Here is a 16,671-nt window from a genome sequence, read left to right on the forward strand (position 1 = left end):
AGGCCTATTGCCGCCTGATGCGTGTCCCTCTGGAACCGCGCCACGTCCGCGCGATCATGGCCATGGATGCCGTTTGGCTGAGTGGAACCAAAGAAAAGCCGCCGTTGCCGGACATCACAGCTGCGGCGTTTGATGCGAGGATTGGGAGTGCTGTTGTGGAAGAGTCCACTTTGCTCACCCCTCCAAATGATAAGGAGCAATCAGAGGTTCAGCCGGAATCTTCCACTCGGAAGTGACCTTTCTGATCATAGCGAGATTGAGGGCTCGTTTCTTTTTCAGCACTTCGGATGCTCGAGGTTGCGATCCTATGACGTTGCCGAAATCGGTCTGGGTTAGGCCCATTTCTTCCATGTAGAGAAACAACATTTCGATAGGGTCGGGCGCCGAGATCGCGAAGTTCTGATCTTCGTAGTGCTCAACAAGGTCCACGAGGATGTCGAGTTTGTTGCCATCTTCGGTCCCAGGCTCTGAGCCCCAGAGGAGTTCGATTTCCTTGAGTGCGGCCTTATGGTCAGATTCATTTCTGATTGGAAAGAGGTCCATTTTGGATTCCTCACTGCATAACTGTCTTAGAATAGGGTTACTGTAGTCGCGTCGATCTTGTCGTATTCGGCGTGAGTGCCGATGAACTTTATGAAGGCGATGCCTCGCACGAAGTCGAAGGCAACAATCATGCGGAAATTTCCGCCTTGTACCTCGAAGCGAACGCGATCCTCACTAACCACTTTGGCCTTTGAAAAGGACCCCGTAACTTCCAACGGAGTTTCCCATTGGGCGGCCTTCGCAACTTGATACCAATGCTCAAGAGGTGTCTTGGTTGCCGGATGCTTCTTGTAAAAGTCGGTCAGTGTGTTTCTGGCGATGATACGCATCTGGCAATTCGGCCTCTTTGAACTGCTCTCAATTTATTCCCAAAATGGGAAAGTTCAAGATATATATTTCCCAAAACGGGAAAAATATTTCCGAAGGAGGAACAGAAAGGGGCTACTGAAGTTCTGAGGCTGCTTTCTGATATCTAACCCAACATGGACTGATTGATCGGCCACAATCGCCGTTTGTTGATCAACCCTAAATACATTAACGCAACCTTCCGGCAAGAGTTCGATATTCCCTGATGCAGCAGTTTGAAGACACCGTTCGCCGAGAACTGGAGCAGTTCGAGGTAGGCGAAGAAATCGACCTGATAACAGTCGATGCGACATCGATAGGTGGCGCGGTGTATTGGTTTGCGCCGAGCCCGGTTGTCGATTCCGGCGGAGTGCAGGTTGAACCGGTTTTTGGTGGCCAGACATTTGTCGTCGTGCCGTTCGAATCCGAGGGGTGGGAGTGGTCCGCTGGCGGGCCGTTACCGACACCCACGATCCGCTTTCTGACTGCGCGGGAAGATGGCGATCAAAGCTCGGCCGTGTCTGCTCTCATGGCGCTGGTAGAGGTTTATGACGATTTTCTTGGCGCCACGGTGACCCGCGTTCAAACCCTGCGGAAATACCTGGATGACGGATCGGAGCCCAACCCGCAGGCGCATAAGGGCATCGAGGTCTATACGGTGTCCCAGAAGACAAACCAGACGCCGGATATGATTGAATTCCAGTTGAAAAGCTCGCTGGATTTGGAGGACGTGGTTCTGCCACGCAGGCAGGTATTGAACTATTGCCAGTTGTCCTATCGGCGCGTGCAACCCGACGATTCCTTTGATTACACCAATGTCACATGCCCCTATGTCGGTGCGGCGTATTTTGATGAGAACGGGAATGCCGTCAGTTCGCCGCAGCAGGACAAATGTAGCTACTTACTCACGACCGGTTGCAAGCGTCGGTTTGGGAATAATGCGAAACTGCCGTTCGGGGGCTTCCCGGGCGCTGGAAAGCTTGGGGTCTGAAGCATGTTCGAACCCGAGTTCTACAGGAAGCCGAACGAGGTTTTCACTCCCGTAGTGATCGCCGCAGCAAAGGCACATGCAATCGCGTGCTTTCCGCAGGAGTCATGCGGCATCGTTCGGTCAGGTCGCTACGTCCCATGTAAAAACGTGTCGCCAGAACCGACAGAGGCGTTCAAAGTATCGCCGATCACAATGGGAAAGGCGTTCAGGGCCGGAGACCTTGAGGGCATCATTCATTCACACCCGATGGCCCCGTGGTGGCCATCCAAGGCCGATATGGCGGCCCAGATTGAAACGGGCGTTCCCTGGGCAATCATCGTCGCGGGGGAAGCTGAGGCAGAGCTTGCATGTCATTGGGGCGGTGTGCGCCCTCCTGTCTTTCATGACGGGCTGCACGTTCCCCGCAGCTTTCTGCACGGCGTCAGTGACTGCTATTCGATGGTTCGGGACTACTACGCAGAAATGGCTGGCCTTCAGCTATCGGAATTTCCGCGCGACTGGGAATGGTGGGTGAATCCGGAAACGCCGAAGGGCATGTATCTGGACAACTTCGAGGAACAGGGTTTCGAAGTGGTTTCGACCAACCCGATGGAATACGCCTCGATCGCTAAACCGCATGATGCGTATCTCATGCCGGTCAGGTCCAAAGTTCCCAACCATGCCGGCATCTATATCGGGAATGGCCAGTTGCTGGAACATATGCACGGCAACCTGTCGCACCGCGAGCCCATCGCCCGCAAACTGAAACACATCACGCATTGGCTGAGACCGAAGGGCTGACATGATCCGCACCGTTTATCTTCATGGGGCCCTGGGCGATGCCTTTGGCCGGGAAATTCGTTTGGCTGTTGAAAGCCCGGCCGAGGCCGTGCGGGCGCTTTGCTCGATGGTCAAAGGGTTTCAGGAGCATGTTCACGACGGTTATTACCAGGTCTTTCGCGGCGCGGAGGTTGATGGGCGCGATCAAGACCCACAGGAGCTGCGCGTTGTTTTCGCCGACGATGAAATCGAGATGCACATCGTCCCCTGTGCGGCCGGTGCCAAGCGCGGTGGGTTGGGAAAAATACTTGTCGGCGGTCTGTTGATCGCGGCGTCCTTCGTTCTTCCTGCTACTGTTGCGATTGCAGGTAGAGCGATTTCGGTTTCGGGATTTGCGTTCAAAGCTGGCGCGGCGCTGGCATTGGGGGGTGCCGCCCAGCTTCTCGCGCCCACGCACACAACCCCTGACTACGATGAGCGGGAACAGCCCCGGTCGGAGCTCTTCGGCAATTCGCTGAACGTTTCCACGCCGGGTGTGGCTGTTCCTGTGCTGGTCGGCGAATGTGAAGTAGGGTCAGTCGTTGTCTCGGCGGCCATTCATGTCGAGGATCGTGCCTTTGTTCCGGCCGCGCCGTCTTCGCCTCCGGGCCCATACTTCCCTAATTTCCCCGCTGGCATCGGGATATTCGGCGGATGAGAGATTTTCCTGAAACACAAGCCCAACAGGTCCGTGGCCGCAAAGGGGGTGGCAAGGGCGGCGGGGGGTCAAGTGGTACGCCATACGAGGCTCCCGATAATCTTCTGGCGGATTCCACGGCTTACATCATCGATGTCGTGTCCGAGGGTGAGATCGAGGGATGGGCACGGCCCAACCATCCGGCAACCTGCATCTTCTTCGACGATACCCCGCTCCAGAACCCGGATGGGAGCTATAACTTCCCGGGGGTTGAGTTCCATCTGCGCACCGGAACGCCCGATCAGGAACCGGTTCCGGGGTTCTCGGCGGTCGAAAGTGAAGTGGCGGTCAGCGCGGAGGTCAAGGCAAGCCTTCCGATTGTTCGCACGATCACGGCTGATGATGTTGATGCGGTGCGGGTCAAGGTTGGCGTCAACCAGTTAACGACCCTGAACAAAGACACGGGCGATCTGACCGGCGCCGCGGTCGATTTTTCGATTGATCTGCAGGTCGGTGCCGGCCCCTGGTACACCCATTCCGATCTGCGTATCAGCGGAAAAACAACCTCGGGCTATCAGAGAGCCTACCGGGTAGATCTGCCAAACACGCGACCGGTATCAATCCGGGTACGGCGGCGCACCCCGGATCAGACGACAAGCAATATCTCCGATGATCTGTATTTCGTGTCCTACACCGAGATCATCGACGCCAAGCTGCGCTATCCCGACACGGCCTATGTCGCGCTTGCCGTCCCGGCCCAGGCATTTGGTGGCCGCATTCCGCGCCGATCCTATCGCCTCAAGGGAATGAAGTGCTGGGTGCCGTCGAACTATGACCCGGTTGCCCGCACTTATGACGAAACAACCATTTGGGACGGGACGTTCAAACTGGCCTTCACCAGCAACCCCGCCTTTTTCACATATACCGTATTCATAGAGGATCGCTGGGGGCTTGGAGAGCGCATCGATCCCACGCTGGTCGATAAGTGGCGTATCTACCAGATTGGTAAATACTGCGACGAAGCTGTTCCAAACGGGCTCGGTGGTGTTGAGCCGCGGTTCACCATGAACGGCGTAATGAACACGCGCGAGGCCGCCTATCAGGTTGTCACGCAGCTTTCGGCAGCGTTTCGGGGTGTCACGTATTGGGGGGCGGGCGCAATTGTTCCGGTTCAGGATGCGCCGTCGGATCCGATCAAGCTCGTAACGAATGCAAACGTGGTCGATGGGCAGTTCAGTTATTCCGGTACAGCGCTCAGTTCCCGCAAGACCGCGGGTGTCGCCAGTTTTCGTGATCCCTTTGACCATTATCGCATCAAGCCACGGGCTGTTTACGAAGATCATGCCGCAATTCAGCGATACGGGCGGCGTCCGTCCGACATCAGCCTGCCATTCACCACAGTAGGCGGGGAGGCGCTACGGGCGCTGAAATGGCTTGTCGATACTGACACGACACAGCGAGAGACGGTCACATATCAGGCCGGATTTGATCACGCAGGGCTTCGGCCAGGCGACCGCATTCTGGTCTCGGATCGTCATCGCGTGGGGTTCCGGATGGGCGGGCGGCTGCTCGGCATTGCCGGGGACCGGATGTCTGTCGATCTGGATGCTCCGGTTACTCTTCAGGCGTCGGAAACGTACACGCTGCTGCTGGCTGATGACGTGGGCGATTTTGTTACGGCACCCCTTGTGGCGGGGCAATCCGGCGATCTCTCGACCGTAAACCTGTCCGCCGCACTGCCCGCAAATGTGCTTCCCGGCGCGGTGTTCATGATGACGGCGAGCAATCTTGCGGCAAGGCAATTCCGGGTTCTGTCAAACACTCCGGACGGCCACTTGTTCAACATTATCGCGCTGGAGGATGACCCGAACAAATATGCGCGAGTCGAGCAGGGCATACGGGTCGATTCTGCCTCGCCCTACATTCTGCCAAATGCCCAACAGCCAAAGCAGGTGCAGAACCTGCAGGTCAGGGTTTACTACAGGGCTGCTCCGGCCGGGTTGGTGGCGTCTATCAGTTGGCAGGTCCTTCCCGGGGAAAATGTCTCGGCGTTTCAGGTTGAGTTCACGGACAACTATGGTGTCCGAACGCAGTTCCCGGAACAACGGGTTCAAAGCATCGATATCCCCCTTGAGGGGGCAGAAATCGGATCTTACTCGGTTCATGTGAGAGCGAAGAACGTACTGAATATCTGGTCCGAATTTGCCAATGTTCAGTTCAGTGTCGATCAGAGCGTCCTTTATCCGGATGATGTCACAGGGTTTGATATCCGGGTTCTTGGAAACCAGGCCACGCTGTCCTGGGATCAGGGGGCGCCGATCGTTCAGGGGTATCGGATCAGATACAGTGCTGATCCATCCGGGGGATGGGACACTGCCATTGATGTGCAGGCAAATGTTTCTGGCAATACCAGTGGCGTTCCGCCTCTTGCCGGCGCGTATCTGATCAAGGCCATTTCCGTATTTGGGTTCGAAAGCCTGAATGCGTCGGTTGTGACGTCCAATACCCTGAATCTGGCGCACTTCAATGTTGTGGAGGCCGTCGCAGCTGAGCCCGGTTTCGCAGGAACGCTATCGAACGGGCTTGTTCGCGGGCCTGATGAAATCATCTTGCTCGGCGCCACTTCGATGTTCGACGGCAACAGCATGTTCAGTGGTCGCAGTATGTTCTCGGGCAGTTCAGTCGAACCGGAAGGGATCTACGAACTGGCCGGGTTCCTGGACCTCTCAGAGGTTTATACTTCGCGCCTGTCCGCTGACGTGCGCGCTTTTGCCTTCAAGACTACCGACTCGATGTTCAGCGGCAACAGCATGTTCACCGGCGCGAGTATCTGGGGGAACATCGGCAGTTCCTGGGGCGTCCGGGTGGAGGTTTCGGTAACGGACGATGACCCGGCTTCACCGTCGGCCGTTTGGTCTGTGTGGCAACCCTTGATGGTGGGCGACTATTCTGCCCGGGGCTTCAAGTTCCGGGTGAGGCTGTTGAGTGATGATCCCGTGGTCGGGGTGGTGCTGGAGGGTCTGACCGTTACCGTCGACATGCCGGACAGGATTGCACGGGGCGATGACATCCAATGTCCTGCGACAGGCGTGACGGTGACTTTCAATCCACCATTCAAGGCCACGCCCACCATTCTCGTAAACGGGCAGGGACTGCCTGCGGGCGCCAGATCTGAACGCACAAACGTCAGCCGTTCGGGTTTCACCCAGCGTTTTTACGACGATAGCGACACACCCATCGCGGCATCCTTCGACTATGGGGCTGTCGGGTATGGCCGGGAAGCATAAACCCCAAAAGGACTGATAAACATGGCAAGATATGATCAGGGGACAATTCAGGCTCCACCGCTGGGCCCGGATATCCCGGACACGACGTTCATGATCCAGTATTTCCAGAAACTGGTTTCGGCTGTGGTATCCGGGCACTTCGATGCCTCCAAACCTCAGGACGCCGCGAAAGGTCTGATTTGGGCGGAAGATGTCAGTGGTGACATCCACATAAAGCTGTTTGATGGCAGCGTGGATCACACGATTGCCATCTGGACTTCGGCGGATGGCCTCAAGCTTTCTCCAATCGCAGGTGTTTTCGAAAAGGACAGCTATTGGCAGAACGTGGGGGGCAGTCGTTCGCCCGGGACCACCTACCAGAACACGAGCGGCTATGACATCGAGGTGATGGTTACCGCCTTCACCGCAACGGACCGGGCTATCCTTGTTTCAACCGACAATTTTGCCTCTGACTCGGTTCTTGTCGGATGGCTTCCCGCAACGTCGGTTTCAACCCCCAATACGTTCACTGTGCCTGACGGCCATTACTACCGGGTCGATGGTGCAGTGAACAGTTACACCTGGTCGGAGCGCAGAGCATGAGCCGGTTTTTCATACTGAACGGAAACTACGTCGAGACCACCACGGATCTGAAGAATTGGGATGATGGTCGGATTCCGGTTCCGCAACGCCCCGCCGCCCATTGGGATTGGGATGATAAGAAGGATGTGTGGGCAGAAGGCGCTGTGCCTCCGAAATACCCGGACTTGGCATCTGCTCGGGTTGCCATGGTCGCCTTTGTCGACGACTTCATGTCGCAAGTTACCGGGCCAATACCGGAATACGAGCGAGCAAGCTGGCCTTCCAAAGCGGAAGCGGCCAGAGCATATGAAGCGGGCACGCCGCGGGCTGATCAGACCGCTATGATTACCAACGAAGCCGCAACATCAGGGCGCACGGAGGCTGAAGTTGCCAGCATCATCGTTGCGCGTGCTGACCAATATCAGGAAGTAATTGCTCATTCTGCTGGTCTGCGAGTAGCGACTGATCTGGCCTTGGAAGCTGCGACGGACCCAAGTGAGTATGAAACCATTCTCGTGAACGCAAAGGCGCAGGCGATGGCGCTGGCTAAAAGCTTGGGTCTGACTGTGTCGCCATGATCGATTTTCTTCTCGAACTGGCGTCATTGCCGTCGCGCCTGATCAACATCCTGACCGGTGGCGGTGCTGACCTGACGTTTTCCGCCCGGTCGCACCAGAGCGGCCTGTGGACTGCGCATGTCATCAACTGGATTTTCTTCTGGCAGGCTGATCATTGCCGGTGGGCTTGGGACCGAGAGCTGGAGCGGTCGCGTGCAAATGTGGCTTGGGCAGAAAGGGACGAGGGATGACGAAGCAGCAGCTGAAAAGCCACGCGCAAAGGTTTGGCGATCTTGTCGACTACTGGCGCAAAATTGGCAGCGCCGCCATTTTGTTCTTTGGCATTCTGGTGACCCTATGGGCTCAGTTTCTTGGGCCGGGTGTAAAGTCCGTCACACAGGATTTCTTGGGCATAACTGAATTGTCTCTCAGGCTTGACGATCTGGAGCGGTATGTGCCGCCGCCCGCGGTTGTCGAGTGGAACGAAAGCATGGCTCGCCAAAGGGGCACATGTACAGCCGACCGCTGTATCTACACCCTGACTGGCGCACGCACACAGTACGGCGAAAGTTGCGGAGCCCCGAAATCGATTATCCCTTTTCTCAGATCGCCAACCGGGAACAGCACGCAGATCTCCTTTGATGAGGAAGAGATGACCCCGGTTCACTTGACCAGGCAGCCGCATGGGTTCCTGGTCTGGTTGGAAATTCCTGCCTACCTGAGTGAAGGTGATTATAGCTGGCAAGCCAAGATCATCTATGAAGACTGTCCCGGCCGTGGTGAACCCATAGAACGTTCCACGCCTTGGTTCCCGCTTCGAGTGAACAACCCCTAACGCAGCCCAACAAATGAGCCATTTCGCCCCGCCTGCGGGGTCTTAGGCATTGGAGCGAGGACATGAGGCACGTCAACGAAATCATACTGCACTGCTCGGCCACACAGCCCAATTGGATGCACGACAGATCACTCAAGGCCAAGGTTGACGAGATCCGTCGGTGGCACAAGGCGCGCAGATGGTCCGACATTGGGTATCACTACCTCATTGATCGAGACGGAAAGATCATGTCTGGCCGCCCGATTGAGCGCACAGGGGCACATGTCAGAGGGCACAACGCCGGCACAATTGGCGTTTGCCTGATTGGTGGGCATGGTTCGTCTGCTGATGATGAGTTCAGCGAGAACTTCACGATCTATCAGGAAAAGGCGCTGCGCTCATTCCTTGAAGACCTGAAGAACAAACACTCGATCACAAAAGTCTCGGGGCATAACCAATACGCCCCCAAGGCCTGTCCCGGCTTCAATGTGCCGATCTGGATCAGGTCCCAAAAGCAAGAGCCACCAAGAAAACGTTTCTTCGCTGGTTTTCGCAGGTTCTTCAAACCCCTCTTTGGATGAAAGGAAAATCCTATGAAACTGATGATCTCCGCCGTTCTGGCGGCTCTTTTCGTGTCTGCATGTGGCTGGACTGACGAACGCAAAGCTGCGCTGGCCGATGCTGCGCTTGTTCAAATCCAACTGCTGAACGCTCAGGGCATTGATCCGGTACGCATGGACGCTGAAGAACTGGCGTTGCTGGCCTCAGGCTGTGCGCTGATTCCGGTGGTTTATCCCGAGCGCGCCGTTGATGTCGCTGAGTTCTGCTCTGTAGCCATGGAGGCCGCGAAATGACCGGCAACAAGTTCTTCATGAAGTCCATGACTGTCTGGGGGATTCTGATCATGGCAGCTCCGCAGCTCGCTTTGTTGTTCGGCTTCGATTTCACGGCTGCCGACGCGGCTGAGGCCGATGGGCACGTTCAGACAGCCATTACCGCGATTGGCGGCATTATTGCCTTCATCGGTCGTATCCGCGCGAAGCAGGGCCTTTCCGTCGGTTCTGGGCCGTGAAACCGCTCTCCGCGCTTCTGCTGGCTTTCCTGCTGTTCGCCGGTCCTGCATTCGCTCAGAACTGCGCACCGCGCACGGACATCACCGCCAAACTCACGGAGGTCCACGGCGAGTCTCTGCGCTTCGGTGGACTGCAGAAAGCGCGCGGAACACAGACTGTCTTGGAGGTCTGGGTGTCGGCTGAAACCGACTCCTTTACCGTTCTGATGACACACCCCAACGGTATCAGCTGCATCATGGCGGTTGGCACTGATTTCTTTGAGGCGGTCCCAGCGCAGGAGCCTGCGGGAAACCCTCTGTAACCCAGGCGCCGGGGTGCGGCGCAAACCCCTGAAATGGAGATACCTATGAAGAAGTTCTTCTCTGCCGCTCTGGCGGTTGTTTTCGGCTGCGCCATGCTGTTTTTGGCTGCGGCTCCTGCGGATGCGGCAAACGCCATCTATCCGAAATACAAAGAGGCGTTGCTGAACGGATCGGCAAACACGGATATGTCGGGCGGGACCGTCAAGGCGGTTCTGGTTGATACCGGCACCTATACCTATTCCGGAACCCATGAATTCCTGTCTGATCTTTCAGGAACTGTTGGGACCGCAGTCACCCTGACATCAAAGACCTTCACCGACGGGAAGTTCGACAGTGGGAATGTCACGTGGCCATCGGTGTCCGGCAGCACGGCCGAAGCGGTTGTTCTGTACATCGATACAGGAACGCCCGCCACGTCGCGCCTGATCCTGTTCCTGGATACGGGGCAGACAGGATTGCCGGTCACCCCGAACGGCGGCGACATCAATTACACGGTCGATGCCGCTGGCTGGTTCACGCTCTGACGCGTGGGCCAGCGCCCAACCCTGTTCCCCCTCACAATTCGGAGGCTGAAATGTCGAATTTCACATTCCGCCACGCGTCGAATGGCGCGGAAATCGCTGACGGCATAGATACAATCCTTGTCGAAACAAACCCAGACGGATCAAAGAAAGTTTCCGTTCATACGGATGGAACGGACTTTTCGGAGATTGTGGCGGTTCCGGTAGACCCGCCGACTGATGGGGGTGATGACGCCGACCGAGGCACCGATCAGGACACAAGCGGCGGTGATGCCGGTTCTGACACGGGGCAGGATACAGGCGGCGGTGACACTGGCTCGGATCAGGGCAGTTCATCCGGTGGGGATGACACTACGCCGCCAAATGACGGGACGCCTGCCAAGCCGAAAACCGCTGACATCAACAATCAGTCTGAGCTCGATGCGGCGATCCAGAACCCCGGCGACTACACCGTTGCGCCGATGTTCGAGACTGACGGCAGTGAAAAGAAGTATTCGCTATCAAATGCGATGAGCAGTGGTGTCCGTTTGATCGCTCATGGCAAGAACGCCCAGCCGGTCTTTGGCAGTCACCGCTTGGACGACAAGCAAAACCTGACCTTCGATGGCCTGATCTTCCGGTACGATCCGCAGCCCGGGCATCAGACTTCGCATCCGCACCTGAACCACTACAATTGCACCAACATCGATTACATCAACGCCTTGGTGGTCGGTGGATTGTGGAACGACGTGGGCGACCCGAGCCAAACCCAATACAACTGGGGCGAAGGCATCCAGATGTGGGGTTGCAACGGATTCTACATCGGTCAGAGCAAGTTCCGTGGCTTCTCGAAAGCAATCCAGCCAAACCGGGCCGCGAATCTTGAGATCATCAGAAATGATATCGGGTTCTTTGGGTCAGATGGCATCAGCCATTCCGATATCTGGGATTCGCTGATTGAGGAAAACTACATTCATCATTGCGTTGATCAGAAGCCCGGCGCGCATGGTGACAAGATGCAGGGTTTCGGCGAACAGCAGCGGGTCAAGTATCTGCGGAACTTCTGCGACAAGGCCGGTGGCCTCTATACGCAGGGTTGGCACAACAAAACCCAGACGGTGAAACGCGCCGTCGAAGCCATCGATAACATTTTCATCCTTGCGCACACCAATGGCCACACTGGCGGCAATTGGGAACAGAGCGTGATCCGGGGTGAAATCATGGTTCGCGCCAAGAACGATTTTGCCGAAGCGCATGAACCGAACGGTTTGGGCGGGGATAGTCTTCGCGGTCTGTGGCAACCGAAAATCCGGGTTGACGGTGACATCCTGATTGAGAACTGCCGAGCGCCTGAAATCTACTACAACGGCGTGAGTATTCACGGCACGAACGGCAACGTTCGCGATGAAGGTGATGAATCTGCCGTGCGGGCAATGGCGCGCGCGCGCCTGCCATTTTTCGATTACTCGGGGGCCTAAGAATGACGCTTTCTCGTTTTCCAACTGTCATGCCGATGGCGGCAGAAGCATCGATCGAGGTTGCCGACGCGCTGCGGCATGTCCGGGACGCAACCGGTGATCTCACGTATCGGGATCTGGACAGAGTTCAACGGGGTTTGGCCAATGCGAAACTGACTACCGCTCAGGCCCTCGCAGAAGGGTCAAAACAGCCCGCAGCGGCGGAGGCGTTCATGGTGTCCATCGGCGGGCCTGCCACGTTGATCGACTATCAGACGGCCGCGAAGGATGCAGAGGCGAAAGCGGCGACCTGGAACGCCGCGCTTGCCGGTGTTCTGTCCAGCCTGACCGCAGACGAGCTGATCGGCCTTGAACAGCATGGCGCAGATTCGCTGTCTTACAAAATGATCGAGCACAAACACTTCATCCCGGCGGCAAAGGCTGACCCGCTGCGTTCCAGTCAAGCGCTTGCTGAACTGATCTCGGCATTTGAGGCAGTAGGAGCCGTCTAATGCCATCGGCCGTCGTCGGTTCCATCTCCGGCGCGTATTCCAAGACCACTGTCGATATCGGTGGAACGGATTACGACGTCTATCAATGCTCAGGTTTCACAAGCGTAACGTTCAGTACCGGCGGTGACATTCGCGAGAATGCTACTGGCGGTGGCGGCGGTGGCGGCGGTCGTACGCTTCGCGGTGGCGGCGGTGGCGGCGGTGGAGAAGTCGTTAGTCGTGCCACACTTGCGGTATCCACCGGTATAACCTACGAAATTCGTCCGGGTCTGGGCGGTGCCGGTAATCCAGGCAACGGTGAGGGTACAAACGGTGGTGACACCACGTTTGCTGAACAAGGCGGTTCAACGCTTACGACAGCGCGCGGTGGCGGTGGTGGCGGTGGTGGTGCCAACGGCACCGGTAATGACGGTGGTTCCGGCGGCGGTGGTGATTCCGATGGCGGTGGTACGTCTGACGGCGGTACATCAACGGCTGTTTCGCCGGGTGTCGGCAATGATGGCGGTGCGGGGGGCACACCGGGGATTTCGTCAACACGTCGTGGCGGCGGCGGTGGCGGTGCTAGTCAGGCAGGTTTTGCATTTGACGATACGGGCAATGAAGGCCGTGGTGGTCAGGGCATCACCGATGATATTGACGGCACGACGCAAACGTTCGGTAGCGGCGGCGGTAGTGGCGACCGTCAGTCACTTGGAAATAACCTAGGCGGCACCGGTGCTGGTGACGGTGGTACTGGTTCGTCTGGGGCGGGTACAAACGGCACAGATGGTACTGGTGGCGGCGGTGGTGGCTCAACCGGTGCGGCGGGCGGCGGTGACGGCGGTAACGGGGTTTATATTTTCCGGGTTGAAACCCCCGGTGCTGGAAGTGGCCCGCAGACAATCACCGGCACTGATCACGATGACGGAGAGTCCTTTGGTTCGGGCAGCGTATCAGTTGGGCCGGTGGCAATCACTGGGACGATCTTCACCGACGGGGACACCTTCGGGGCAGGGGCGGTTGCACCTGGCCCCGTGACAATCACGGGCGCACTGCACGCTGACCCGGACGGCTTCTTTGGTGGGGCGATCAGTGCAGGGCCTGTGGCGATTGCCGGGGCTGCTCATGACGATCCGGACGCCTTCGGAGCTGGCTCTGTGTCTCAAGGCGGAGCGCCCGCACAAGGTATTACAAGTTCCGAGCATAACGATCCGGACAGCTTTGGCGCTGGCGCGGTTTCGCTTGGCGCGGTTGTCATCGCAGGGACGCTGCACAGTGATCCCGATGGTTTTGGATCTGGTTCCATACAACCCGGTAGCGTGACCCTGACGGGCACAATCTACGTCGATCCGGACCAGATCGGGACGGGTATCGTCAGTCAGGGCGGGCCGCCGCCCCAGAACCTCGGCGGGACATCCTTTGCGGATGCCGACGTGTTTGGGGCGGGGGACATCCAGCCGGGGCCGGTGTCGATCGGTGGGGGTCAACACGTTGACCTCGATACGTTCGGCGCGGGGCTGATTTCCGCCGGCGGAATACAGATCACCGGCCTGAGATTTTCGGATTCAGACGCCTTTGGCAGCGGCGGTGTTCAATCTGGGCCGGTCGTTCTGGCGGGCAACCTGTTCGTTGATCCGGACACCTTTGGATCAGGCACGGCTTACGGCGGCGCTTTGGTTAGTCCGGTCACACCGCCGGAGCGGATAGTGGTGATTGCCGCTGAAGATCGCGCTTTGGCCATTCCTGCAGAAGACAGAACATTGAGGGTTTCGTGATGGTGGCAAAAGTAAAAGACCCGGTAGCGGTTCTTGATTATCTGTTCGACTGGGCTGCCTGGTTGGCAGGTGATGGGGACACCATCGCAAGTTACACCGTTGCGGTTCCAACCGGGCTCACCCTCGCATCGCATTCCAAGACAACCACAACTGTCACGGCTTGGCTTTCTGGTGGAACTATCGGTCAGAGCTACGAGATAGACTGCCACATCATTACGGCAGGAGGTCGACAGGACAGTCGCAAGATGGAAATCCACGTGTTGGATAAATGATCCCGGCGCCGGGGTGCGGCGCATAGAGCGAAAGGAGAACGTCCTGCGTTAACAGCTCAATCTTTTTGGTTTTTTACTTGCCCGGCCCGAGTGGTCGGGCTTTTTTGTTTTTGGATGCGCGATCAGGTTGTCAAGATGACCGGATCGGGCGTGTAGATTGAAATAGGTAACAGATGCCAATTTACTTTGTCTCGCATGAAGGGGGAGAATTCGGGCCAATTAAAATTGGCCGAGCGGCCAACATAAAACGGCGTATTCGAGATTTGCAGACAGGCAATCCTGAAACACTCAGGCTTCTGGGGTACATACATTCTGACGACGACGTGGCTTTGGAGAGGGCGCTGCATGATCAGTTCGCTAACGCCCTAAAGCGAGGTGAATGGTACTATGTTGATGTATTAGAACTGCTGCCGATACTGAAAGACGCAGGGGTGAGGGGTTATGTTCCAGCCGATGATGCGATTTATGAGTTCGCAGGGAATGACCGCAATGGTTTCCCTGAATTTGTACGGGGCGCTTGTTGGTTAGACTTGGAGCCTAATGAATGTTGCCCGTCGTGTGGTTGCTTTGGCGGAATGCACTATCAAAGAGCGGTTGGGCAAGAGATTTGCCAATGCTGCGGATTTATGGACGATGAAGACCAGCATAAAGGAGATTGATTTGACAAGACCTATAGACCCGAATGACGCGCCGAGAGATGGGTCGCAAGTGATTTTCTATGTGGGCGACGGCGATAGAGAAAATATGGTGACAGCCAAGTTTGATTCTTACCGGTCAGAATGGATCACAAAAGACGGTGCAAAGTTTGATGTGACCACTGCCAATGCGGCACATGTTGTCGAAGAAGGTTCATAATAAGGAGATTCCCATGAACCAACACGATTTGACCAAGATTTTTGAGGATTGTGAGAAATTGCGCGCAACGGGTCATTTCCCTGGTGATGGTTGGGGAAGCAAGACGTCTGCCGACTTAGATATGCTCTGGAATACAAAGACAGACACCCATTGGGAGCGGAGAAATCCCAATGGCGAATGGAGGTTTGTTCCGTCATTGGGGCTGACTGAAGTACACAACAAGGAGAAACAAATGAGCAGCTTATGCTACTTGGTGATCGAGTACGCACCATCCCTGTTGGATAACGAGAAACCTGCACCTGTTAGGATGGACGGTCATTACGCAAATCGTGAGGACGCAGAGAGCATTGCAAAAGGTTGGGCAGCCCAATCGACGATGACCGGGACGAGAATTGTAGTTGCTGAAGTTGCTCTTGAGGCAAAAGCTCCGGACTATTGGAAGAGATAGAGAATAAGTGGGGGGCGACGCTGGCGATAAAAGGAATACCAGTGCGGGGATTGGCCGCCGATCATTCCACCAAAACCGACAGGCTGCAAGGCGGAGTTGGACCTACCGCCCCCCATTTTGAAGATCAAAATAAGGAGTAGCCCTGAATGAAACTGGCTCAAAAAGACGTCTTGGAGTTCTTAATTGAAAAATGCCCAGGTCGAACAGAGTCCGCGTTGGCAAAGGCGATTTTTGGAAACACAGACGCTGCCTATCAGCAGAAGGTGAACCAAGATTGCCGAATGCTTGCAGACAGTGGCGCTGTTGAACGCAGGGGGAAGGGTGGGCCTACTGACCCATTCACCTACCACCCAGTTGAAAGCACCAGTGCACAATAGGAAGTCGGTGTAAAAAATCAAAGTTGCATTGGTTTGCGTGTCTCGCCTTGCGTTCTCGATCGAAGTGGTTCTTCCGCACGACAGAGATCAAGGTAACCGCGTCGGACTCGTGAAGAACCTGTAGATACACAAATAGGAGCATGGTTAGGTGACCAGCGATGAAGTTGCCGAGCGAGTAAAGCGCCTTTGTTTAGAGAATTGCGACCTTATGGATCGTCCCCATTTTAATTTCATGCGCCATTTTGATGAAGCTCTTAAGACTTCAATTTGGCTCAATCATGGTAACCGGTCTGCGCCTGCTTCCGGCGGCTTAAAGGCAATGCTTCGGAACCTAGAGACAACAATCGAACTTTGCCGTAACCAAGAACTACGGCGTCATCTATAGGGAGCGGACATTGGGAAATCCAAACGTTGGAGCGATACTATTATTCGCGTTGGGAATGGGGGAGATCCTGTTCCCGGGTTGGAATGGGGCCTTCTTTGATCGCGCCACACCTTCCGAAGACACCATTCGAGTTACGAGTATGATGTGCTTCGTGGGTGCTGCTGTTTTGTTTTTCGTCCCGCGCGGAAGTTCACAATGAAGTG

General features: G+C 56.3%; 22 protein-coding genes. 20 read left to right on the plus strand and 2 right to left on the minus strand.

What is annotated here, in order from left to right:
* Positions 1-174: 174 nt before the first annotated feature.
* Together ACR0K5_RS05755 and ACR0K5_RS05760 are read right to left on the minus strand one after the other, a co-directional pair.
* Positions 175-543 carry a helix-turn-helix domain-containing protein gene (locus ACR0K5_RS05755; protein WP_480628765.1) on the minus strand — a complete coding sequence of 123 codons (369 nt, stop codon included), beginning with the start codon at positions 541-543 and terminating at the stop codon, positions 175-177.
* Between the two features lie 26 nt (positions 544-569).
* Complete coding sequence (locus ACR0K5_RS05760) at positions 570-872, minus strand: type II toxin-antitoxin system HigB family toxin (protein ID WP_480628766.1); 303 nt, start codon at positions 870-872, stop codon at positions 570-572.
* Positions 873-1,114: 242 nt separating this feature from the next.
* Between ACR0K5_RS05760 and ACR0K5_RS05765 the strand changes: the two genes are divergently transcribed.
* From ACR0K5_RS05765 to ACR0K5_RS05860, 20 genes are all read left to right on the plus strand, one after another.
* Entirely contained in the window at positions 1,115-1,879 is a 765-nt protein-coding gene (locus ACR0K5_RS05765) for a phage minor tail protein L (RefSeq protein ID WP_480628767.1), read from the plus strand.
* Positions 1,880-1,882: 3 nt separating this feature from the next.
* Complete coding sequence (locus ACR0K5_RS05770; RefSeq protein ID WP_480628768.1) at positions 1,883-2,659, plus strand: Mov34/MPN/PAD-1 family protein; 777 nt, start codon at positions 1,883-1,885, stop codon at positions 2,657-2,659.
* A 1-nt stretch (position 2,660) separates the two neighbouring features.
* A complete protein-coding gene (locus tag ACR0K5_RS05775; RefSeq protein ID WP_480628769.1) occupies positions 2,661-3,335 on the plus strand; it encodes a tail assembly protein in 675 nt (224 codons plus the stop codon).
* Positions 3,332-6,601 (plus strand): TipJ family phage tail tip protein, encoded by a 3,270-nt coding sequence (locus tag ACR0K5_RS05780; protein ID WP_480628770.1) that lies wholly within the window; start codon positions 3,332-3,334, stop codon positions 6,599-6,601. Before ACR0K5_RS05775 ends, ACR0K5_RS05780 begins: the two co-directional genes overlap by 4 nt.
* A gap of 21 nt (positions 6,602-6,622) precedes the next feature.
* Positions 6,623-7,183 (plus strand): hypothetical protein, encoded by a 561-nt coding sequence (locus ACR0K5_RS05785; RefSeq protein WP_480628771.1) that lies wholly within the window; start codon positions 6,623-6,625, stop codon positions 7,181-7,183.
* Positions 7,180-7,740 (plus strand): hypothetical protein, encoded by a 561-nt coding sequence (locus ACR0K5_RS05790; protein WP_480628772.1) that lies wholly within the window; start codon positions 7,180-7,182, stop codon positions 7,738-7,740. The genes ACR0K5_RS05785 and ACR0K5_RS05790 overlap by 4 nt, the downstream gene beginning before the upstream one ends.
* Complete coding sequence (locus ACR0K5_RS05795) at positions 7,737-7,970, plus strand: hypothetical protein (RefSeq protein WP_480628773.1); 234 nt, start codon at positions 7,737-7,739, stop codon at positions 7,968-7,970. Before ACR0K5_RS05790 ends, ACR0K5_RS05795 begins: the two co-directional genes overlap by 4 nt.
* Entirely contained in the window at positions 7,967-8,554 is a 588-nt protein-coding gene (locus tag ACR0K5_RS05800; RefSeq protein ID WP_480628774.1) for a hypothetical protein, read from the plus strand. The genes ACR0K5_RS05795 and ACR0K5_RS05800 overlap by 4 nt, the downstream gene beginning before the upstream one ends.
* Positions 8,555-8,616: 62 nt before the next feature.
* Positions 8,617-9,114, plus strand: a complete 498-nt coding sequence (locus ACR0K5_RS05805) for an N-acetylmuramoyl-L-alanine amidase (RefSeq protein WP_480628775.1) — start codon at positions 8,617-8,619, stop codon at positions 9,112-9,114.
* Between the two features lie 12 nt (positions 9,115-9,126).
* Positions 9,127-9,387, plus strand: coding sequence for a hypothetical protein (locus ACR0K5_RS05810; RefSeq protein WP_480628776.1), 261 nt, complete (start codon positions 9,127-9,129; stop codon positions 9,385-9,387).
* Entirely contained in the window at positions 9,384-9,605 is a 222-nt protein-coding gene (locus tag ACR0K5_RS05815; RefSeq protein ID WP_480628777.1) for a hypothetical protein, read from the plus strand. Before ACR0K5_RS05810 ends, ACR0K5_RS05815 begins: the two co-directional genes overlap by 4 nt.
* Positions 9,602-9,907 (plus strand): hypothetical protein, encoded by a 306-nt coding sequence (locus tag ACR0K5_RS05820; RefSeq protein ID WP_480628778.1) that lies wholly within the window; start codon positions 9,602-9,604, stop codon positions 9,905-9,907. The genes ACR0K5_RS05815 and ACR0K5_RS05820 overlap by 4 nt, the downstream gene beginning before the upstream one ends.
* A gap of 45 nt (positions 9,908-9,952) precedes the next feature.
* On the plus strand, positions 9,953-10,432 hold the full coding sequence (locus ACR0K5_RS05825; RefSeq protein WP_480628779.1) for a hypothetical protein: 480 nt from the start codon (positions 9,953-9,955) through the stop codon (positions 10,430-10,432).
* Between the two features lie 50 nt (positions 10,433-10,482).
* Positions 10,483-11,886, plus strand: coding sequence for a hypothetical protein (locus ACR0K5_RS05830; protein WP_480628780.1), 1,404 nt, complete (start codon positions 10,483-10,485; stop codon positions 11,884-11,886).
* A 2-nt stretch (positions 11,887-11,888) separates the two neighbouring features.
* Entirely contained in the window at positions 11,889-12,377 is a 489-nt protein-coding gene (locus ACR0K5_RS05835) for a hypothetical protein (RefSeq protein ID WP_480628781.1), read from the plus strand.
* Entirely contained in the window at positions 12,377-14,131 is a 1,755-nt protein-coding gene (locus ACR0K5_RS05840) for a glycine-rich domain-containing protein (RefSeq protein ID WP_480628782.1), read from the plus strand. Before ACR0K5_RS05835 ends, ACR0K5_RS05840 begins: the two co-directional genes overlap by 1 nt.
* Positions 14,131-14,403 (plus strand): phage fiber-tail adaptor protein, encoded by a 273-nt coding sequence (locus tag ACR0K5_RS05845; protein ID WP_480628783.1) that lies wholly within the window; start codon positions 14,131-14,133, stop codon positions 14,401-14,403. The genes ACR0K5_RS05840 and ACR0K5_RS05845 overlap by 1 nt, the downstream gene beginning before the upstream one ends.
* A 173-nt stretch (positions 14,404-14,576) precedes the next feature.
* Entirely contained in the window at positions 14,577-15,062 is a 486-nt protein-coding gene (locus ACR0K5_RS05850; RefSeq protein WP_480628784.1) for a GIY-YIG nuclease family protein, read from the plus strand.
* On the plus strand, positions 14,944-15,258 hold the full coding sequence (locus ACR0K5_RS05855; protein WP_480629377.1) for a hypothetical protein: 315 nt from the start codon (positions 14,944-14,946) through the stop codon (positions 15,256-15,258). The genes ACR0K5_RS05850 and ACR0K5_RS05855 overlap by 119 nt, the downstream gene beginning before the upstream one ends.
* Before the next feature lie 13 nt (positions 15,259-15,271).
* The gene (locus ACR0K5_RS05860; RefSeq protein ID WP_480628785.1) at positions 15,272-15,706 is read left to right on the plus strand and encodes a hypothetical protein; all 435 of its coding nucleotides are present in this window, start codon (positions 15,272-15,274) and stop codon (positions 15,704-15,706) included.
* Positions 15,707-16,671: the final 965 nt, after the last annotated feature.

It is taken from the genome of Ruegeria sp. AB9, from assembly GCF_056542585.1.